Source organism: Nocardia sp. NBC_01730 (assembly GCF_035920445.1).
Lineage (GTDB): Bacteria > Actinomycetota > Actinomycetes > Mycobacteriales > Mycobacteriaceae > Nocardia.
On the sequence record NZ_CP109162.1, the window covers coordinates 248,688 to 268,563 of the forward strand.

The 19,876-nt window shown below is 63.9% G+C and carries 19 protein-coding genes and 2 rRNA genes; 8 read left to right on the forward strand and 13 right to left on the reverse strand.

Annotated features, from left to right (window positions below; translation table 11 throughout):
- Window positions 1–9: 9 nt before the first annotated feature.
- From OHB12_RS01180 to OHB12_RS01190, 3 genes are read right to left on the reverse strand one after another with little or no spacing between them, the layout of a single operon-like run.
- On the reverse strand, window positions 10–99 hold the full coding sequence (locus OHB12_RS01180; RefSeq protein WP_327115326.1) for a mycothiol transferase: 90 nt from the start codon (window positions 97–99) through the stop codon (window positions 10–12).
- The gene (locus OHB12_RS01185) at window positions 84–461 is read right to left on the reverse strand and encodes a mycothiol transferase (RefSeq protein ID WP_327115327.1); all 378 of its coding nucleotides are present in this window, start codon (window positions 459–461) and stop codon (window positions 84–86) included. Before OHB12_RS01185 ends, OHB12_RS01180 begins: the two co-directional genes overlap by 16 nt.
- Window positions 462–498: 37 nt before the next feature.
- Window positions 499–984 carry an SDR family NAD(P)-dependent oxidoreductase gene (locus OHB12_RS01190; RefSeq protein WP_327120824.1) on the reverse strand — a complete coding sequence of 162 codons (486 nt, stop codon included), beginning with the start codon at window positions 982–984 and terminating at the stop codon, window positions 499–501.
- Here OHB12_RS01190 and OHB12_RS01195 point away from each other — a divergent pair.
- The 3 genes from OHB12_RS01195 to OHB12_RS01205 all read left to right on the forward strand — a co-directional run bounded on the left by OHB12_RS01195 (window position 865) and on the right by OHB12_RS01205 (window position 3,559).
- Window positions 865–1,119, forward strand: a complete 255-nt coding sequence (locus tag OHB12_RS01195; RefSeq protein ID WP_327115329.1) for a hypothetical protein — start codon at window positions 865–867, stop codon at window positions 1,117–1,119. The two genes, OHB12_RS01190 and OHB12_RS01195, sit on opposite strands and share 120 nt — an antisense overlap.
- A 128-nt stretch (window positions 1,120–1,247) precedes the next feature.
- A complete protein-coding gene (locus OHB12_RS01200; protein WP_327115331.1) occupies window positions 1,248–1,730 on the forward strand; it encodes an adenosine-specific kinase in 483 nt (160 codons plus the stop codon).
- A gap of 938 nt (window positions 1,731–2,668) precedes the next feature.
- Entirely contained in the window at window positions 2,669–3,559 is an 891-nt protein-coding gene (locus OHB12_RS01205; RefSeq protein ID WP_327115333.1) for a hypothetical protein, read from the forward strand.
- A gap of 93 nt (window positions 3,560–3,652) precedes the next feature.
- Here OHB12_RS01205 and OHB12_RS01210 read toward each other — a convergent pair whose 3' ends face one another.
- Window positions 3,653–3,781 (reverse strand): hypothetical protein, encoded by a 129-nt coding sequence (locus tag OHB12_RS01210; RefSeq protein WP_327115335.1) that lies wholly within the window; start codon window positions 3,779–3,781, stop codon window positions 3,653–3,655.
- Between the two features lie 157 nt (window positions 3,782–3,938).
- Here OHB12_RS01210 and OHB12_RS01215 point away from each other — a divergent pair, with 157 nt between their 5' ends.
- Window positions 3,939–4,829: a hypothetical protein gene (locus OHB12_RS01215; RefSeq protein ID WP_327115337.1), complete on the forward strand. Its 891-nt coding sequence runs from the start codon at window positions 3,939–3,941 to the stop codon at window positions 4,827–4,829.
- On the opposite strand, the gene OHB12_RS01220 is transcribed toward OHB12_RS01215, so the two are convergent.
- The 3 genes from OHB12_RS01220 to OHB12_RS01230 all read right to left on the reverse strand — a co-directional run bounded on the left by OHB12_RS01220 (window position 4,818) and on the right by OHB12_RS01230 (window position 7,383).
- Window positions 4,818–5,456 (reverse strand): maleylpyruvate isomerase family mycothiol-dependent enzyme, encoded by a 639-nt coding sequence (locus OHB12_RS01220; protein ID WP_327115339.1) that lies wholly within the window; start codon window positions 5,454–5,456, stop codon window positions 4,818–4,820. The genes OHB12_RS01215 and OHB12_RS01220 overlap by 12 nt on opposite strands.
- Window positions 5,457–5,650: 194 nt before the next feature.
- The gene (gene xylB, locus OHB12_RS01225) at window positions 5,651–7,057 is read right to left on the reverse strand and encodes a xylulokinase (protein WP_327115341.1); all 1,407 of its coding nucleotides are present in this window, start codon (window positions 7,055–7,057) and stop codon (window positions 5,651–5,653) included.
- A complete protein-coding gene (locus tag OHB12_RS01230) occupies window positions 7,054–7,383 on the reverse strand; it encodes an alcohol dehydrogenase catalytic domain-containing protein (RefSeq protein WP_327115343.1) in 330 nt (109 codons plus the stop codon). The genes xylB and OHB12_RS01230 overlap by 4 nt, the downstream gene beginning before the upstream one ends.
- An 86-nt stretch (window positions 7,384–7,469) precedes the next feature.
- Here OHB12_RS01230 and OHB12_RS01235 point away from each other — a divergent pair, with 86 nt between their 5' ends.
- Window positions 7,470–7,976 (forward strand): hypothetical protein, encoded by a 507-nt coding sequence (locus OHB12_RS01235; RefSeq protein ID WP_327115345.1) that lies wholly within the window; start codon window positions 7,470–7,472, stop codon window positions 7,974–7,976.
- On the opposite strand, the gene OHB12_RS01240 is transcribed toward OHB12_RS01235, so the two are convergent.
- From OHB12_RS01240 to OHB12_RS01265, 6 genes are all read right to left on the reverse strand, one after another.
- On the reverse strand, window positions 7,967–8,977 hold the full coding sequence (locus OHB12_RS01240) for a glycoside hydrolase family 172 protein (protein WP_327115347.1): 1,011 nt from the start codon (window positions 8,975–8,977) through the stop codon (window positions 7,967–7,969). The two genes, OHB12_RS01235 and OHB12_RS01240, sit on opposite strands and share 10 nt — an antisense overlap.
- On the reverse strand, window positions 8,974–9,435 hold the full coding sequence (locus OHB12_RS01245) for a thioredoxin family protein (protein WP_327115349.1): 462 nt from the start codon (window positions 9,433–9,435) through the stop codon (window positions 8,974–8,976). The genes OHB12_RS01240 and OHB12_RS01245 overlap by 4 nt, the downstream gene beginning before the upstream one ends.
- A 58-nt stretch (window positions 9,436–9,493) precedes the next feature.
- Window positions 9,494–10,981 (reverse strand): FGGY-family carbohydrate kinase, encoded by a 1,488-nt coding sequence (locus tag OHB12_RS01250; protein WP_327115351.1) that lies wholly within the window; start codon window positions 10,979–10,981, stop codon window positions 9,494–9,496.
- Window positions 10,978–12,390 carry an L-fucose/L-arabinose isomerase family protein gene (locus OHB12_RS01255; protein WP_327115353.1) on the reverse strand — a complete coding sequence of 471 codons (1,413 nt, stop codon included), beginning with the start codon at window positions 12,388–12,390 and terminating at the stop codon, window positions 10,978–10,980. The genes OHB12_RS01250 and OHB12_RS01255 overlap by 4 nt, the downstream gene beginning before the upstream one ends.
- A gap of 117 nt (window positions 12,391–12,507) precedes the next feature.
- The gene (locus tag OHB12_RS01260) at window positions 12,508–13,386 is read right to left on the reverse strand and encodes a glycosyl hydrolase family 32 (RefSeq protein ID WP_327115355.1); all 879 of its coding nucleotides are present in this window, start codon (window positions 13,384–13,386) and stop codon (window positions 12,508–12,510) included.
- 4 nt (window positions 13,387–13,390) lie between these two features.
- A complete protein-coding gene (locus tag OHB12_RS01265) occupies window positions 13,391–13,690 on the reverse strand; it encodes a hypothetical protein (RefSeq protein ID WP_327115356.1) in 300 nt (99 codons plus the stop codon).
- Between OHB12_RS01265 and OHB12_RS01270 the strand changes: the two genes are divergently transcribed.
- The 3 genes from OHB12_RS01270 to OHB12_RS01280 all read left to right on the forward strand — a co-directional run bounded on the left by OHB12_RS01270 (window position 13,689) and on the right by OHB12_RS01280 (window position 19,777).
- Window positions 13,689–14,090, forward strand: a complete 402-nt coding sequence (locus tag OHB12_RS01270; protein WP_327115357.1) for a nuclear transport factor 2 family protein — start codon at window positions 13,689–13,691, stop codon at window positions 14,088–14,090. The genes OHB12_RS01265 and OHB12_RS01270 overlap by 2 nt on opposite strands.
- A gap of 698 nt (window positions 14,091–14,788) precedes the next feature.
- A 16S ribosomal RNA gene (locus OHB12_RS01275) occupies window positions 14,789–16,307 on the forward strand.
- Window positions 16,308–16,645: 338 nt separating this feature from the next.
- Window positions 16,646–19,777, forward strand: a 23S ribosomal RNA gene (locus OHB12_RS01280).
- Together the 16S and 23S rRNA genes form the textbook arrangement of a ribosomal RNA operon.
- The last annotated feature ends 99 nt before the right edge of the window (window positions 19,778–19,876 follow it).

The window sequence follows — 19,876 nt, forward strand, 5'->3', positions numbered from 1 at the left end:
GCCCGATCGTCAGGCGCCGGTGACGCCGTCGATCCGCTCGCGCAACAGATCCGCGTGTCCGTTGTGCCGGGCGTACTCCTCGATCATGTGCACGTACACCCAGCGCAGGTTGTAGTCGGCATCCCGCCAGCGGTGGCGGAAGGATGGTCCAGCGGCACGCCGGCGTCGGCGATCTCGTTGCGGAAGGCGGCGAACATCGCCTCCGGATCGGCGTCGTCTACGTCGCCGAAGTCGCCGTCCGGGTTGTCCTCGGAGCAGTAGACGTAGTCCAGTTCCTGGCCCGCAGCGGCTCGGCGGAACCACCCGCGTTCGACCTCGGTCATGTGTCGTCCGAGGCCGAGCAGCGACATGGTCGAGGGCTCGACGGCCTGCTTGCGCAGTTGGTCGCCGTCCAGCCCGGCGCACTTGCACAGCAGTGTGTCGCGGTGGTGATCGAGCCATGCCTGCAGCTTCTGGAGCACGCGAATTCGGGCGGTGGAGAGGCTCCGCCCCCGGTAGCTACACCATCCGCTCGGGGACGGCGGCGATCAGGCCGCCATCGATCAGGAGGTCCTGTCCGTTGATGTAGGACGCTTCGCGGGAAGCTAGAAAGGCGACCGCGTCAGCGACGTCCTCGGCGGTGCCGAGCCGACCGGCGGCCACCGCGGCGACGGCCGCGGTTTGTGCTTCGGCGGAGACGTTGTCGCGGTATGACGGGGTTTCGATGTAGCCCGGGCTCACAGAGTTGACTCGAATTCCCTTGGGCGCCAGCTCGGCCGCGAGAGTCTGCGCCAGATTGTGCACGGCTGCTTTGGTCGCCGAGTAGAGGGAGGCGCCGGGCAGGCCGCGGTGCAGCGTCCAGGACGCGTTGATCACGATCGCCGCGTGGTCGGTCAGCAGGGGGAGGGTCTTTTGGATGGTGAAGAAGACGCCTTTGAAGTTGATGTCGACGACGCGGTCGAATTCGGTTTCGGTGATGTCGGTGGTCGGTTGGAATGCGGCGATGCCGGCGTCATCTGGCAGCGACCATCCGGCAGAGAACTCTTGCTGTCGTTACGTCGCGAGGATCTCGACGCCCGTTTCCCCGGTCTGCTGGATTCTCTGCTCGACGCGGCTCGACGCGGCACCGCGGCGGACTGAACCGGCCGAGGAGGCTTCAGCGATCCCGATCCGGCGGTCGCCCGTCGGCGGGTCCGGGCAGGCGTCGTCGACACGCGATCGGTGCCGAAGTGCTGAGATTCCGGTTCGGTGAGGCGCAGTATGGTCCTGTGGAGTTGACAGCCGTGCAAATCGACAAACCGGACGATCTCAACGTCATCATCGGGCAGGCCCACTTCATCAAGACCGTCGAGGACCTGCACGAGGCGCTGGTCGGGGTCGGTCCTCACCTGCGGTTCGGACTCGCATTCTGTGAAGCATCCGGGCCGTGCCTGGTCCGCCGCTCCGGCAACGACGACGATCTGGTCGAGCTCGCAACGAAAAACGCAGTCGCGGTAGGCGCGGGACACTCGTTCATCGTCTTCCTCCGCGAGGGATATCCGGTCAATGTGCTCAATGCGGTCAAGCACGTTCCGGAAGTCTGCGGAATCTTCTGTGCCACAGCCAATCCCGTAGAAGTATTGATTGCCGAAACCGAGCTCGGTAGGGGGATCGTCGGCGTGGTCGACGGGACCGCGCCGCTGGGCGTAGAAAATGCCGACGACCAGGCAGACCGTAGACAGCTACTGCGCCAGATCGGTTACAAGTTGTAGACGTTCGCACGACGCCCTCGACCGGTGCCCCGTCGACCGAGGCTACGCCCGCGAGTGGAAGTGGGCCACTTGGTGAACGCCGCCGCCATAAGACGGCGGTGCTGGCCGTCTGAGTGCTCCCGTCAGTGACGATAGGCACCTGACACCCGGCGCCTTACCCTTACTCTGTGGGTGAACAGGGGACTCCGTGGACGAATCCGTCCAAAGATCGGTCCACCGAGCAGTTTCGCGGCGCGCAGCAGACCCGTGATCCGGCACCGTTACTCACCGCCACCGAGAACTCGCTGTCGAGCCACAGCAGCAGCGCCCCGCCGACGAACACGCCCGAGATCGAAATGCCCAGTCCGCCAAGGCCTACCCAACCCCGAATCGGCATGCTTGTCGGAATCAGTGTCGCGCTGATCCTTCTCGTGCTGGCAGGCACTCGCCTGTTCGCGAACGAGTCCACCGTTTCGATATCGACAAGCCGGCCCGCCAGGTCCGCCAGTCCCGTGGCATCCGCCCCGGCGGTGGTACATGGAACGACGGCCGTCGGCAGGGTCACCGCGAACGATGGCAAGACGCTGAAGATCGAGGGCATCGGGGGTGCCACGACCACCGTGCACACCACTGCCAAGACAAACGTCCTTGTGTTTTTCGGTACCCGGGTGTCCGAGGTGGCGTTAGGAGCCAGGATCTTCGTCCTTGGCGGCAGACAGGGCGACGGGTCCATCATCGCTAGCTTCATAGTAGGAGGCTGACCTACCGGGCAGCTGAGCGGGCCTTCGCCCTTCGTGGATGTCAGCCACAGCGGCCTTGCCGCACCAGGTGCGGCAGCCGCGGACCGATCAGGATCTGCGCCGCTCGCCGCCGGCGCGGCCGATGCACAGCGCGAGCTTCCCACGGGAGGTGAGCTCGGATCGACCTCTCACCCGCTGTCCAACTCCTAAACTGGGAGAATGGTGCAGCCAACCCCCTGGCAAGCGAGCAAAACTCCAGATCCAGAGCCCGGCCCGCCCAGTCGCGCAAAAGACGGCTCCTGGCGCCGTCAGTTCGACGACGAGATCGTCCTGAAGGTTCTGGCCTCGCTCCGCGGGTACTGGGGCTACCTGTTCGCCGCGGCCGGGAGCATCGTCACGTTTGCCCTGCTGTTCGAGCCGTGGCTCACCGGTAACGGGCCCGACGGCGGGATCAAGGCGACTCCCTTTGGGAAGCTTCAGATATCCACCTCCCTCGTGGCTCTTTGGTCGGGGGCGCCACCGCCTGGCGCGCAGATCAACGGCATGTGGGCGGTCCTTGCCAGCGCCGCCATCACCATCACCGTCTTCGCGGTAGTAATCAATCTCCGAGCACGCAGTGCGGCACTGTCTTATGTGGCTGTGGGTTCCTCGGTCGCCATGGCGATGTTTGTCGTCTTTGCCGTGGTCCACCTGAACGGTAAAGCTGAAGCAGTGCGGGGCATAGTCGGGTCCGGAGGTCAGCGGGATCTGGGCACCCAGGTCGGGCAGCTGATCCGCTGGGCCTCCGGTAACGGCACTTACCCGGTACCGGGACTCCGGAAGGTTTCCTACGTCACCGCCAGTCTCACTTCTGTCGCGTGGTTCGCTGTGGCGATATCTGTCGTTTCAGCTATGGCTGCTCTTGGCCAGTGGGTGCACGGGCGTACGGCCGGATCTGGGACCATCCGGTTACCGCGGAGCTTCCCGATCGTCTTTTCGGGGCAACCGGACGAGACCCAACCGGCTCGCCGGAAGGGCAGCAAGGGCAAGCGTTCCAACGCGGGCAACGCTGCCAACCGGCCCAAGAAAAAGAAAAAGCGAAAGCCGCCCTCGGACGATTCAGACAGTTGACGATTCAGGCAGTTGAGCCGGGTGTGCTGAATCGCGCCGCTGGAGCGCCGGTGAGGTGTCCTTCCGGCAGCGTACGGCCGTGCAGCAGGCGTATCAGATCCTGGGCGGAGCCCGATAGCGCCGTGCCGAGCCGTCGCTGAAATCCAGGTCGTCGGCGTGCCGGAGGTCGGCGAGATTCGTGCGCTCCGCCGTCTCCACTCTTCGCACCTCGATATCGGTCATTCGTGCATCCCTACCCAGAGCTGATCCAATTGCCGCACAATTGCGGCAGCCGAGGACTGATCAGGATTTGCGCCTGTGCCGAGCACAGCACAGGCTTCCCCCTGGAGGTGAGCTCGGCCCGAGCTCTGACCCGCCGTCCAACTCTTAAACTGAGGTAATGGTTCAGTCGACTCCCTGGCAAGCGAGCAAAACTCCAGACCGAGAAGCCGGCTCGCCCAGTCGCGCAGAAGACGGTTCCCGGCGCCGTCAGTTCAACGACGAGATCGTCCTGAAGGTTTTGGACTCGCTCCGTGGGTACTGGGGCTACCTGTTCGCCGCGGCCGGGAGCATCCTCACGTTTGCCCTGCTGTTTCAGCCGTGGCTCGACGCCAAAGCGGCCGACGGCGGGATCAAGGCGAACCCCTTTGGGAAGCTTCAGATATCCAGTTCCCTCGTGGCTCTCTGGTCGGGATCGCCACCGCCTCCCGCGCATATCAATGGCATGTGGGCAGTCCTTGCCGCCGTCGCCAGCGCTGTCACCGTCTTCGCGGTAGTAATCAATCTCCGCGCACGCAGTGCGGCACTGTCTTATGTGGCTGTGGGTTCCTCGGTCGCCATGGCGATTTTCGTCGTCCTTGCCGTGGTCAACCTGAACGGTCAAGCGTCCGCCGTGCGGGGCATGCTCAGTGCCGGAAGCCAGCGGGATCTGGGCACCCAGGTCGGGCAGCTGATTCGCTGGGCCTCCGGGAACGGCAGAATATTGGTTCCTGGGGCCCAACGGTATTCCTACGTCACCGCCGGTCTCACTTCTGTCGCGTGGTTCACTGTCGCGATAGCTGTCGTTTCAGCCGTGGCTGCTCTGGGTCAGTGGGTGCGCGGGCGTACGGCCGGATCTGGGGCCATCCGGTTACCGCGGAGCTTCCCGATCGTCTTTTCGGGGCAACCGGACGAGACCCAACCGGCTCGCCGGAAGGGCAGCAAGGGCAAGCGTTCCAACGCAAGCAACTCTGCCGACCGACCCGAGAAAAAGAAGAAGCGAAAGCCGTCCTCGGACGATTCAGGCAGTTGAGCCGGGCGTGCTGAATCGCGCCGCTGGAGCGCCGGTGAGGTGTCCTTCCGGCAGCGTACGGCCGCACAGCACGAGTAGCAGATCCTGAGCGGAGCCCGACAGCACCGTGCCGGAGCCGTAGCTGAAATCCAGGTCGTCGGCGCGCAGTTCGATGCCCTTCAGGTCGACGCCGAAGAATGCGACACTCTTGCGATTCAGCGCGTCGAGAACCAGACGCAGCCGATCCTCCGGCACTCGGCGGTCTAGTCCCAGTGCCACGGTGATGTCCAAGCCATGGATGACGTCATGGCTCAACGCGCCGGTGAATGCGCCACCCGGCGGCTTCCACGGGTGATCGACGTTGTCCCACAGCGACTTCAGCAAATCCTCGGCGTTCAGGTCCGCGGCGTCGTCGCGTGCGCGGCGATCGGCCATCCGATCGAAACTGCCCATCGCCCTGATCATCTCCAGCACGAAGCGCGAACTCGACAGGCGAAACGGCATGGTGATGTGTGCGACCACTTCACGCACCCGCCAGCCCGCACAGAGCGTCGGCGCATCCCAGCTCGCGGCATCGAGCCCGGCCAGGAGGTCTGCGAGATCGGTGCGTTCCGCCGTCACCGCTTTTCGCACCTCGGCATCGCTCATTCGTTCATCTCTCCTTACCCAGGGGTGATCCAACCCCTCCTGGACTCGGTACGCCACCCGGCACCGAAATTCATCGGTGGACGATCCGTGGGGGCTTTCACGTGAGCGGGCACGACGCTGCGGAACCGGCGAACTGCCACCTGCGTGGACGAGTGCCCGACCAGGTCGCTGCGCCGTCGAAACCGAACGGACAGTCAGCCGTAGAGCGCCTGGCGTGCCTGCCGGTACTGCGCTCGGATTTGCCGACCCACCGTGGCATCGGGCGGTGTGGGGATTTCCGCGACCGTGTGCGCGGGCCAGCCGGGAGGCTGCGGCGCACCGCTGAGCGCCCAGGCGGCCTGCCGGGCGGCGCCGAGCGCGACGTACTCATTCGGTTCCGGTACCGTCACGGCGACGCCGAAGATCTGGGCGGCGACCTCGGCGACCAGGGATGAGCGGGCGGCGCCGCCGATGAGTAGGACGTGTCGCGTTGCCACCCCGATGCCGGTGAGATGGTCGAGCGCGTCGGCCAGGTTGCACAGCATACCCTCGAAGGCGGCGCGTGCGATGGTCGCGGGACGCATGGCTCCCGGGCGCAGCCCGTGCAGGCTGCCCGCCGTGTGCGGAAGGTTGGGGGTGCGTTCACCGGACAGATAGGGGAGCAGCACGACGCCGTCGGAACCTGGAACAGATTGTGCAGCAATCGATTCCAACGAGTTCAAGTCCACGCCGAGCAGGTCGGCGGTGGAGGTGAGGACGCGGGCGGCGTTGAGCGTGCAGACCAGCGGCAGGAAAGCGCCGGTCGCGTCCGCGAATCCGGCCACCGCGCCGCTCGGGTCTGCACCGGCACCCGTAGCGCGGGCGAAGACCGTACCGCTGGTGCCGAGGGAGACCACCACGTCGCCCTCCGTGACGCCGAGACCCAACGCGGCCCCGGCGTTGTCGCCCGTTCCTGCGGCGACCAGCATGCCCGACGGTGTCCGCCCCGCTGGTTGGGCCGGGCCGAGAACGTGGGGGAGCTCGGGCGTCCGTCCGCGAAAGCCCATGGCGAGCAAGTCTTCGCGGTAGTCGCCGGTGGCGGGTGACCAGTAGCCGGTGCCCGAGGCGTCGCCGCGGTCGGTGGTCGGTGGGGGCATGCGTCCCGGCTCGCCGCCGCGCAGCCGCCAGGTCAAGTAGTCGTGCGGCAGCAGGACGTGCGCGGTGCGGTCGGCCTGCTCCGGTTCGTGGTCGGCCATCCAGCGCAGTTTGGCGATCGTCAGCGCGGCCACCGGCACGCTGCCGACCGCGTCGACCCACGCCTGCGGACCGCCCAGCTCGACGATCAGGTCCTCGGCCGCTTCGGCAGAGCGAGTGTCGTTCCACAGCAAGGCATCCCGCACCGGAGCGCCCTCGGCGTCCAGGGCAACCAAACCGTGCTGCTGCCCTGCGACGGCGATCGCGTCGACGTCGTCGAGCAACCCGGTGCTCGCCGTGCGAAATGCGTCCCACCAGGCATTCGGGTCGACTTCCGTACCACCCGGATGCGCTGCCTGTCCTCGGCGCACGATCGCGCCACTGTCGGCGTCACAGACGACGACTTTGCAGGATTGGGTGGAACTGTCCACCCCCGCGACCGTCGTCATGCGGCCCATCCCAGGTCGCCGATCGGCCCGCAGTGCTCGCCGGGGTCGTGTCGTCCGATCGAGCAGCGCCGGCAGGCGTCGCAGTACCGCGCGAAATCGACCGCAACCCGCGTGCCTTCCGGGAGGCTGTCTGCCTCCGATGCGATGAGCGTGCCCGTGGAACCGTGAGCGGGCGCGATCGAATACGGCGTCAGCGCGAGTTCGCCGTCGACCTGCCGGTGCGGGCCGCGGATGCCGACAGCGTCGACCCGGACCAGCACCTCGCCGAGCTTCGGGATCGGGCCGGGTAGCTCCTGCACCGATAACCGACCAGACGCCTCGCCCACCGCACGCATTCCACCACCTTGCACCTGAAGTGCCTCTGCCCGGCGCATTTCGGGTAGTCGGGCGCGGCATCGGGCAGACTGGCCCGGTGAGCACCCATCCGCATCAGCCCGCAGACGTGCGCATCCGTGCGGGAGACGGGCCCCCGCTGCCGGAACTTACCCAGGCCGAGCTCGGCGACCTGCTCGAAGAACCGCCCGATCCGGACCGCCCGATTCTGGAACTCAGCCGCGCCGACCTGCACGATATCCGGGCCCGTCTGCTGCCCGACGGCGTCTACGAGCTGGAGCATCGGGCCGGGTCGGCGAACGAGTCCTTCCAGCTGTACACCTCCGACGCGGTACTGGTGCGGGACGTGCTGCGGGCGTGGCTCTCCGACGATCCGTGGTGGCATGACGCAGTCGCTTGGTACCGGGTCGATCCGGCGATCGCGGAACTACAGGCCGTGCAGGAAGAACTCGCGGAACTGCTGGACGGTCTGACAATGATGGACGACCTGACCGCGAGCATGGACGCGGCACTGGCGCGCGCCGACGAACTGATGGCGATGGACTTTCCTGGGCCGAATCCAGCAGATTCACCGGATCAGGACTGATACCACCACGCCGTGGTCGCGATGTCGGCGTCCGTGAGCGGAAGATAGGTTTCCGCGTCCTGCCATCCGAGCGCCTGAACTGTGACGCGCAGATCGCTGTCGAAACAGATCGGATCGCGCACATGCCAGCGATACATCCCGAATTGCTGGTCCGGTCGATAGATTTCCTCCGGCGGCAGCACTTGGTGCAGACCGAGATATGGCGTGGAATATGTCCGATATGTCCCGTCGAGATCAAAATTCCACGCGCCGCCGAAGTAATCTTCGGTACCGGTGCCGCAAATGGTCGGGTGTGCGTCGTCGCCGTCGAGATAGAACTTGACTTCGCCCTCGCCCCACCACCCCGGCGCGCCCGGGCGAATAGCCAGATAGGTGCCGACGTAGCGGCCGGGGCCCGACACCGTGTCGAGGATCGTGTGCACCGCCGGAATACCCAACCGCGTGGTGCGCGACCAGCTTGTATGCAGGTATCCCGCGGCGTCTGGCACCTCCTCTTCGGTGTAGGTGGCCTGGTAGTACACCGGAACCGTCTGCCCGCAGCGGTTTTCGAGCGTGATCCGAGCCCGGTGCCGAAACGGCATGGGCCAGTAGCTGTTCAGTCCGCCCGCTGGGGCGACAACCACCATCTCAGAACTCAGCAGCGCCAACTCGCCCCACCCGTTGCAGAAGAAATCGCCGAGTGGCAGGTCGATCGCGGGCCGCGTCTCGTCGTCCCAGTACATTCGCAGGGTCAGTGCGCGCAGCGCGGTGCGCTCCGTCGTCAGCCAAAAGTGCCGGAACACCCCGGGGCCGGAAACGTCTGCCAGCGTGGCGGTTTCGCCGTCGGTGAGCGCGATCGAGGGCGACACCTTCCAGCCGACGCCCAGCAGCCGGGCCGCGTACGCGCCGGTGCCGTCGCCCGCCCGCGCGCCCGCGCCGGGAGCGCCGGTGGGGTTCTCGGCACTGATGGATCGCGTCCGCGCGCCGTCCAGCCGCCACAGGTCCCCGACCGACGCAGTCATAGTCCGGGCCATCCATACCGACTCGGTATCGGCGCCGGTCCGGCCATGCGCGCGGCGGGAACGGCGGATGACGCGGTCGCCGTGGCGAGCTGTTGGGCTTCGGACTGCCTGGCGACTTCCCGCCGAATCTGGTCCATGTCGAGCCACAGGATCTGCTGGACCAGGTCTTCCAGCGCGTCGCCTGCCAAAGCGCCCGCCTCCGAATACACCAGCAGGCCCTCCCGGAACGCCATCAGCGTCGGGAACTGAGTGACCCGTGCATTGGTTTTCAACGTGACTTCGGCTTCGGTGTCCACCTTGCCGTGCACGATCTCCGGGTGACGGTCCGACGACGCCTCGTACACCGGGGCGAAATACTGACATGGTCCACACCATCCCGCCCACCAATCCACGAGCACGATGGGGTTGGACGCGATGACGGTGTCGAAGGTGTGCTGGGTCAGGTCGATTGTGGGCATGGCGTCCTCATAAGTTGTCCTACAAACCAACCCCGCATCCTCGCATGAACAGCCGGAATCAGAAAGCCGCGCCCGCGCGATGGTGTTCGGATGCCAGGAAATGCGCGATATCGGTCGTGCGTTCGTACAGTTCGCGGTAGTGCCGATAGTACGGTTCGTATTTCGCGGTGCGCTCGGGATAGGGCTCGACCGTGTCGATAATGGGATTCCACGCGGACGTGTCGACACCGGCGGCTTCGGCAGCGAGCAAAGCGTCGCCGAGGCAGGCGCCGACGGTGTCGGCTGGAAGCTGCTGCGGCAGGCCGGTGACGTCGGAGACGATCCGGGTCCACAGCCCGCCCTTGGTGCCGCCCCCGACCGCGACCAGCCGCCTGGCCTGCCCACCTGCCTCGGCCATCGCCGCCATGTTGTGCCGCACCCCGTAGGCGATGCCCTCCAGCACCGCGCGATAGAGCTCGGCGCGGCCGTGCTCGAGGGTCAGACCGGCGATAATGCCCCTGGCGTCCGCATCGAACAGGGGAGTGCGCTCACCCGCGAAGTACGGCAGCATGAGCAGTCCCCTGCTGCCCGCGGGGACATCGGCCGCCGCGGCGATCAGATCGGCGAACTCGCCGCCGACGAGCTTGCGTAGCCAGTCGGTGACCGCGCCCGAGGTCGCCATGCCCGCGGCGAGCGTGTAGGTGCCCGGCCAGGTGCCGCAGGTGCCCCAGAGTCCGGGATGTGGACGCGGATCCGTGAGCACCTGCACCAGGAACAGGGTGGTGCCGTACATGATCATGGCGTCGCCCGGCGCGCGAACGCCGACACTGGCGGCCTCCGCCCAGGCATCGATGGTGCCGGTGGTGACCGGCAGCCCCGCAGGAAGGCCCGTGACGGCCGCCGCGTCGGCGGTCACGTGACCGACGATCTCGGTCGGCCAGGTCAGATCCGGCAGGGTCCATCCCGGCACCACCCGTTCGGCCCAGTCCGTGGCCCACGCGCGCTCGCGCAGGTCGTAGAGGGGCACGCACTGGCTGGCGGACTGGTGGTCCAGCACGTATCGGCCGGTGAGCCGGTGCACCAGGAAGGAACTCGCCATCAGCAGCATCGCGGTACGCTCCGCGACCTCAGGCTCGTGCTTGACCAGCCATCGCGCCTTCGGACCGACGGCCTGGCTGGTAAGTGGCGACCCGGCGCGCTCTAGCACCGCCTGCGCGCCGAATTCGTCGTTCAGCTCGGCGATTTCGGCGCGGGCTCTGGTATCGACACCGTAGAGGATGGCCGGGCGCAGCGGCCGGCCCTCGGCGTCCGCGGGCAGCAAGCACGGGCCGATCCCCGACACCGCGAGTCCGTCGAGGTGCGCGCTGTCAGCCGCACACACCAGGTCGCGGGCAAGCGCGACGAAGTCGTCCCACCACACCGCCTCCGCATCGTGTTCCACCCACCCGGGGCGCGGCATGGAAATGCCGTGCGTCCGTTCGGCTTTGGCGAGGATCGTGCCGTCCTCGGTGGTGAGCACGCCCTTGGAGCTGGCGGTTCCGATGTCGATGCCGAGAAATATCGTCACCGCGCGAACTCGTCCAGCGTGACGTGGAGCAGTTCGCATGCCGCGCGCACAGTGGCCCGATGATCGCCGGGAACCGCGTGGATGTGGTTGGCGCCGAAGCGGGACAGGAAATCCTCGGCTCGCGCGTCCAGCCGGGCGAAGGCGTGCGGCCACTCCCAGGTGGATTGTTTCATCAGCGCTTCGTTGGTTTGCTGGTCGTAGTCCTCGAATTCGCCGAGCATCAGCTGCATCCGGTAGTCGCCGTCGATGCGGGTGAGCCGCGCGAGGGTCATCTGTCCCGGCGCGGCCAGGTGATGCACCGAGGCGCCGCCCGCCGGGAAGAAGAACACCTCGGGATACAGGTGCACCTTCGCCAGGTTTTCCGCGGGGTCGGCGCTGCGCGCGGCGAACCAGGTGGCGTGCTGACCGGAGTTGCACAGATCCCAGATGTCCCGGTCGGCGTGATAGTGCCGCACGTCGGCGAACAGCACCGGAGTGCCCGCGATCTGCTTGAGCAACTGCATGGTGAGCGCACCGTCCATGTCCGCTTCGGTGGCGCAGACATGCGGCTGTTTCGGACCGTTCCAGTCGTAGGGATCGTTGAGAAACGCTTCGGTGACGTCCATCGTGGCGAAGTACTGGGTGAGCTCGGGCTGCCCCTTGATGCCGGAGAAGTCCAGGCGCCACTCGGCGATCAGTTCGCGCACCGCGAGGTACGAACGGATCTGCCGTTCCAGCAGCTCCGGGGTGAGCTTCGCGCCGTCGTAGTGCACCCCCGCGGTGTGCCGCTCCAACCACTCGCGCGCGGCCTTCGCCTCCGCACCGTCGGCCAGCTCGGCGCGGCGCACGATCTCCCACTGGTCGATCTCCTCGACGTCGATGCCGAAGAGCCGCTGCCACTGATCGGTATTGGCGACCGCGGTGTTCATGCCCATCGGCCGTCCACCGAAGCGACCGAAGGTGGAACCGCGCAAACCGGACACGACCGCGGCGGCGCGCGCTCGCACGCCGATCGCCTCGATCAGCGCGGGATCGGACGGATCGCCCCACAGCCTGCTGTGCCCGCGGCCGATCTGGTCCAGCGCACCACCGGCGGCGAGCATGCCGACCATACCGGGCTGCACCGGGTCGATATTCGACAGCAACAGCAGCGGCCCAGGGGTCGCGCCCGCCGCGAGCATGGTGAAGTGCGGAAACGCCCAGACCGCGTAGTGCAGGACGGTCAGATCAACCCCTGCCGCGGCGACCGTGCGCGCCACTGAACTCGCCAACGCGTTGTCGCTGATCGGTTCCGTGCCGCGGACCACATCGTGTCCGGCCGCGGTCAGCGCGTCCACCAGCCGATCCTCGGTGGTTGCGATGAAATCGGCGATGCCCGCATGCACATAGTCGCGGCCATCGGAAATGCTGATAACGCCGATACGGGCCATGCCGGTCCCTCCCGTAGGTGGGTGGTCGGAGAGTTCGACTCACTCAACAGATACCAGCCGGGCCGGGTCCGTTGGCGTGATTCGCGAAATCGAACCCGGTCCGGTGCACCGGACCGCTTACCGCGGAACCGCTTTGACGACGCGCGACTGCGGGAAGGTGAGCGGCGCCAGGTGCACGCCGCTCTGACCCCAGCCCGCACTGGTGATCCACCAGCGGCCGTCGTCGTGCACTACCTCGGCGGCGTGCGACGCGATATGGCCGACCTTGTCGCCTATGTGGAAGCGGAACGGGCTGTCGCTACGGAACACGTCGGTGCCGATGTAGTGCGGGCGCGGGCCGATGAACAGGTACCACCAGCCGTCGTGCCGCACCACGAACGGGGATTCGGTGTTGCCCGCCTCGGTGCCCCGGGTCGGATCCGTGTAGGCGATATGCCGGTCGCCCCAGTGCACGAGGTCGGTGCTGGTGCGGTAGGCGACGACGTGATGTCCCCCGGTCGGGGTGCTGGTCGCGCAGTAGTACATCACCCACTGGTCGCCCACACGCGCCACCATCGGGTCGCGGGCGTCGTAGCCGTCTCGGAACAGTGGGCCGGCCTGTTGTCTCGTCCAATGGAACAGGTCGGTGGAGGTGGCCAGGTTCAGCGCCGCGCCGGTGCGATCGGCGCCGCCTGCCGCGTAGAACATGTAGTACCGACGGTGCGCGCCGACCACGTACGGCGCCCACAGAAATGTCTCCCCGTATTCCCGGTCGACGCGTAACGCGGGCGCGTGCTTGCGCCATGGCCCGCCCAACCGCGCGGCGGTGGCGTGGGCGAATTCGGTCTCGTCGAACGGGTCCGCGGGCTCGGGGTGGGTGATCCCGAAAATGTGCCATCGCCCGTCGTCGTCGCGCACGAGTGTGTGGTCGTTGATGTACCACGATTGCGGCTCACCGAAGCTCGGGTCGTAGATCCTCGCGAACGCGCCTGCCTGAACCGCCCCGCGCGTCGCCATACGTTCATGATGCCGCCGCGACCGCCCCGACGGTACCGTCGCGTGGATTTCGGTGTGGCCGGGTAAGCCCGGCCGATGATGCGCCAAGCGTCTCCGCACCTCCGCCGACGCGCTGGAGTGAACCGTCCTCCGCATAGCCCACCTGAATTCCGGACTTCGAGGTCACCGAACTTCCGGAGATGAAGGACCTGGTCAGCGCACTCGGCACGAAACTGCCTCGCGCGGTCCGCAATCCACGCTGAACCGACAACCAGGCGATATTCACCTGACCCATGCCGGGCGCGGCGCTACCGTGTCTCCGCATGACGCTATCGATGGAAGACCGGCTCGAGATCAACGACCTCATCGCCAGGCACGGTCACCTGGTGGACGCGGGAGAGCTCGATCGGATGGCGGAACTGTTCACCTCCGAGATCGTCTACGACCTCACCGCTCTGGGCTTCGGCGAGCTGCACGGGATCGTGGCCCTCCGCGACGCCGCGGTCGCGCTCGGCGACGCCAACCCGGTCGGGCATCACGTCACCAATGTCATTGTCGCCGAGACCGAGGCGGGGGTGGTTCGGGTGCTGTCCAAGGGAATCGGGATCAACGCCGACGGTAGTTGCGCGAGCGTGACCTACGAGGACGTGGTGGTGCGGGTATCGAGTGGCTGGCGCATCTCTTACCGCAAAGTCATTCCGCGGCGGGCGCCGCTGGGCGGCTGATCCCGGCCCGGTCCGCGCTTCCCGGTCCCGAGGACCGACTGGGCGTCGGGACTGGCAGGCGGCCGCTGTTGCCCTGGTGGTCTGACGGTGCAAGCGTCGGCGCCGTTGTATCGGGACCTCGCTGCTTCGGGCACGCTCGCGAACGACCGCAGTCACCCCGAAACGATCTTGTCGTGGCCTGCATCACATTCGGCTGATCGAGTTGCCGTCCGGGCCGATCGCAAGCCTCTGACCTGCGAAATATCGCGCTGCGCAGGCGATTTGACGTAGCGTTTTCCGCCGCGTAACTTTATCCAAGTCAGAGCGACACGGACACCGACCCGGGGCCGAGAAGCCCAGCGGAAACGCTGAGTGGAAGGACCGGGAAACGAGGTAGGACGAGGAGCGCCTGACGCTCACACTAGTTCGATCGGGACCCCGATTTTGTTCGGGTGAACGGGTTGAGCTAAGCTTGATAAGTTGCCTCACTGATCAATCGGTTTGAACGCCGGGCGATGGTGTGTGCGTGTGTTCTTTGAGAACTCAATAGTGTGTCGATGAATGTCAGTGCCAATATTTTATTGGTTCCGGCCTTTCATACCCCCCGGTTGGAAGGTTGGACATTTTAGTCAACATTTTGTTGGCGTTTTGTTTTGCTGGGTTTTCGGACTCTGGTTTAAATACTTTTGATTGCACCCTTTCGGGTGTGGTTGGAGTCTTCAACGGAGAGTTTGATCCTGGCTCAGGACGAACGCTGGCGGCGTGCTTAACACATGCAAGTCGAGCGGTAAGGCCCTTCGGGGTACACGAGCGGCGAACGGGTGAGTAACACGTGGGTGATCTGCCTCGTACTTCGGGATAAGCCTGGGAAACTGGGTCTAATACCGGATAGGACCTTTGGATGCATGTCCGAGGGTGGAAAGATTTATCGGTGCGAGATGGGCCCGCGGCCTATCAGCTTGTTGGTGGGGTAACGGCCCACCAAGGCGACGACGGGTAGCCGACCTGAGAGGGTGACCGGCCACACTGGGACTGAGACACGGCCCAGACTCCTACGGGAGGCAGCAGTGGGGAATATTGCACAATGGGCGAAAGCCTGATGCAGCGACGCCGCGTGAGGGATGACGGCCTTCGGGTTGTAAACCTCTTTCGACTCCGACGAAGCGAGAGTGACGGTAGGAGTAGAAGAAGCACCGGCCAACTACGTGCCAGCAGCCGCGGTAATACGTAGGGTGCGAGCGTTGTCCGGAATTACTGGGCGTAAAGAGCTTGTAGGCGGTTTGTCGCGTCGTCTGTGAAAACTCACAGCTCAACTGTGAGCTTGCAGGCGATACGGGCAGACTTGAGTACTTCAGGGGAGACTGGAATTCCTGGTGTAGCGGTGAAATGCGCAGATATCAGGAGGAACACCGGTGGCGAAGGCGGGTCTCTGGGAAGTAACTGACGCTGAGAAGCGAAAGCGTGGGTAGCGAACAGGATTAGATACCCTGGTAGTCCACGCCGTAAACGGTGGGTACTAGGTGTGGGTTTCCTTCCACGGGATCCGTGCCGTAGCTAACGCATTAAGTACCCCGCCTGGGGAGTACGGCCGCAAGGCTAAAACTCAAAGGAATTGACGGGGGCCCGCACAAGCGGCGGAGCATGTGGATTAATTCGATGCAACGCGAAGAACCTTACCTGGGTTTGACATACACCGGAAACCTGCAGAGATGTAGGCCCCCTTGTGGTCGGTGTACAGGTGGTGCATGGCTGTCGTCAGCTCGTGTCGTGAGATGTTGGGTTAAGTCCCGCAACGAGCGCAACCCTTATCTTATGTTGCCAGCGCGTAATGGCGGGGACTCGTGAGAGACTGCCGGGGTCAACTCGGAGGAAGGTGGGGACGACGTCAAGTCATCATGCCCCTTATGTCCAGGGCTTCACACATGCTACAATGGCCGGTACAGAGGGCTGCGATACCGCGAGGTGGAGCGAATCCCTTAAAGCCGGTCTCAGTTCGGATCGGGGTCTGCAACTCGACCCCGTGAAGTTGGAGTCGCTAGTAATCGCAGATCAGCAACGCTGCGGTGAATACGTTCCCGGGCCTTGTACACACCGCCCGTCACGTCATGAAAGTCGGTAACACCCGAAGCCGGTGGCCTAACCCCTTGTGGGAGGGAGCCGTCGAAGGTGGGATTGGCGATTGGGACGAAGTCGTAACAAGGTAGCCGTACCGGAAGGTGCGGCTGGATCACCTCCTTTCTAAGGAGCACTTCTGCATCGCACCCCGAAGAGTCGGGGATGGTAAACGTTGATGCCAGAGACCGTTGAGTCCCCATCTGTGGGACTGCGGACGCTCATGGGTGGAACGCTGACAGCTTTTATCGCATTCGATCAATCCTCGGTGGTTGGTCGCGGTGAATATATCGACACACTGTTGGGTCCTGAGAGAACACGCGAGTGTTTCCTCTTGGGCAAGATAACGACAAGGCTGGGTCTTCAGTCATACCGCGAGGGTTTTCGGATCCTCGGCTGGTGCTGAGTCAGGTTCGGTCTTGTGTGTTGTTTGAGAACTGCACAGTGGACGCGAGCATCTTTGTTAGTAAGTGTTTAAGAGCGTACGGTGGATGCCTTGGCACCAGGAGCCGATGAAGGACGTAGGAGGCTGCGATAAGCCTCGGGGAGCTGTCAACCGAGCTGAGATCCGAGGATTTCCGAATGGGGAAACCCAGCACGAGTGATGTCGTGTTACCCACACCTGAATATATAGGGTGTGTGGAGGGAACGCGGGGAAGTGAAACATCTCAGTACCCGCAGGAAGAGAAAACAATTGTGATTCCGTGAGTAGTGGCGAGCGAAAGCGGATGAGGCTAAACCATGCGGATGTGATACCCGGCAGGGGTTGTCCGTGTGGTGTTGTGGGGCTCACTTTCTTGTCACTGCCGTGGCAAGCAACAGTCAGAAAAGTTCGTGTTAGTCGAAGTGGTCTGGAACGGCCTGTCGTAGAGGGTGAGAGTCCCGTAGACGAAAACACGTGCTCTGTTGTAGTGGGTGCCCGAGTAGCAGCGGGCCCGTGAAATCTGCTGTGAATCTGCCGGGACCACCCGGTAAGCCTGAATACTCCCTGGTGACCGATAGCGGACTAGTACCGTGAGGGAAAGGTGAAAAGTACCCCGGGAGGGGAGTGAAATAGTACCTGAAACCGTGCGCTTACAATCCGTCAGAGCCTTCGCCTTCGGGTGTGGGGTGATGGCGTGCCTTTTGAAGAATGAGCCTGCGAGTTAGTGGCATGTGGCGAGGTTAACCCGTGTGGGGTAGCCGTAGCGAAAGCGAGTCCGAATAGGGCGTTCCAGTCGCGTGTTCTAGACCCGAAGCGGAGTGATCTACCCATGGCCAGGGTGAAGCGACGGTAAGACGTCGTGGAGGCCCGAACCCACTTAGGTTGAAAACTGAGGGGATGAGTTGTGGGTAGGGGTGAAAGGCCAATCAAACTCCGTGATAGCTGGTTCTCCCCGAAATGCATTTAGGTGCAGCGTCACGTGTTTCACGCCGGAGGTAGAGCTACTGGATGGTCTAGGGGGCCTACAAGCTTACCGAAATCAGCCAAACTCCGAATGCCGGTGTGTGAGAGCGTGGCAGTGAGACTGCGGGGGATAAGCTTCGTAGTCGAGAGGGAAACAGCCCAGATCGCCGGCTAAGGCCCCTAAGCGTGTACTAAGTGGAAAAGGATGTGGGGTCGCGAAGACAACCAGGAGGTTGGCTTAGAAGCAGCCACCCTTGAAAGAGTGCGTAATAGCTCACTGGTCAAGTGATCCTGCGCCGACAATGTAGCGGGGCTCAAGTACACCGCCGAAGCCGCGGCACTCGAACAATACATCCGCATCCGACTCCGGTCGGGTGTGCAGTGGTTCGGGTGGGTAGGGGAGCGTCCTGCATCCAGGGAAGCCACGGAGTGATCCAGTGGTGGAGGGTGTGGGAGTGAGAATGCAGGCATGAGTAGCGAAAGACGAGTGAGAAACTCGTCCGCCGAATGACCAAGGGTTCCTGGGCCAGGTTAATCCGCCCAGGGTGAGTCGGGACCTAAGGCGAGGCCGACAGGCGTAGTCGATGGACAACGGGTTGATATTCCCGTACCCGTGTATCCGCGCCCATGATGAATCAGTTGTGCTAAGTGTCCAAAACCTCCGAGAAGGCCTTCGGGTCTCGAGTGAGGGGCTGCACACGACCCCGGCTGGTAGTAGTCAAGCGATGGGGTGACGCAGGAAGGTAGCTGGGCCAGTCAGTGGTTGTACTGGTGTAAGCCTGTAGGGCGTTGTGTAGGCAAATCCGCACAACACGTGCCTGAGAGGTGATGCGTAGCCGATTGAGGTGAATTCAGTGATCCTATGCTGCCGAGAAAAGCCTCTAGTGAGTTGATACACGGCCCGTACCCCAAACCGACACAGGTGGTCAGGTAGAGAATACCGAGGCGATCGAGAGAACTGTGGTTAAGGAACTCGGCAAAATGCCCCCGTAACTTCGGGAGAAGGGGGACCACGTCTGGTGATGACCCTCGCGGTCTGAGCTGGGTGTGGTCGCAGAGACCAGAGAGAAGCGACTGTTTACTAAAAACACAGGTCCGTGCGAAGTCGTAAGACGATGTATACGGACTGACGCCTGCCCGGTGCCGGAAGGTTAAGAGGACCGGTTAGCGCCCTTCGGGGTGCGAAGCTGAGAATTTAAGCCCCGGTAAACGGCGGTGGTAACTATAACCATCCTAAGGTAGCGAAATTCCTTGTCGGGTAAGTTCCGACCTGCACGAATGGCGTAACGACTTCTCTGCTGTCTCAACCACAGACTCGGCGAAATTGCATTACGAGTAAAGATGCTCGTTACGCGCGGCAGGACGAAAAGACCCCGGGACCTTCACTATAGCTTGGTATTGGTGTTCGGTACGGTTTGTGTAGGATAGGTGGGAGACTATGAAGCGGGCACGCCAGTGTTCGTGGAGTCATCGTTGAAATACCACTCTGATCGTATTGGACTTCTAACCTCGGACCATGATCTGGTTCAGGGACAGTGCCTGGTGGGTAGTTTAACTGGGGCGGTTGCCTCCTAAAATGTAACGGAGGCGCCCAAAGGTTCCCTCAGCCTGGTTGGCAATCAGGTGTCGAGTGCAAGTGCACAAGGGAGCTTGACTGTGAGACAGACATGTCGAGCAGGGACGAAAGTCGGGACTAGTGATCCGGCACCGGCAAGTGGAAGCGGTGTCGCTCAACGGATAAAAGGTACCCCGGGGATAACAGGCTGATCTTCCCCAAGAGTCCATATCGACGGGATGGTTTGGCACCTCGATGTCGGCTCGTCGCATCCTGGGGCTGGAGTAGGTCCCAAGGGTTGGGCTGTTCGCCCATTAAAGCGGCACGCGAGCTGGGTTTAGAACGTCGTGAGACAGTTCGGTCTCTATCCGCCGCGCGCGTCAGAAACTTGAGGAAGGCTGTCCCTAGTACGAGAGGACCGGGACGGACGAACCTCTGGTGTGCCAGTTGTCCTGCCAAGGGCACTGCTGGTTAGCTACGTTCGGAAGGGATAACCGCTGAAAGCATCTAAGCGGGAAGCCTGTTCCAAGATGAGGTTTCTCACCACCACCGAGTGGTTAAGGCCCCCTACAGACCATGGGGTTGATAGGCCGGAACTGGAAGCACGGTAACGTGTGGAGGTGACCGGTACTAATAGGCCGAGGACTTACCAACAAAGAAGCTACGCGTCCACTGTGCAGTATCTGAAACAACACACGCCCGCACCGCAACCCCCCAACAACACCCCGGGAGTTGCGCCGCGTGAACAGTTTC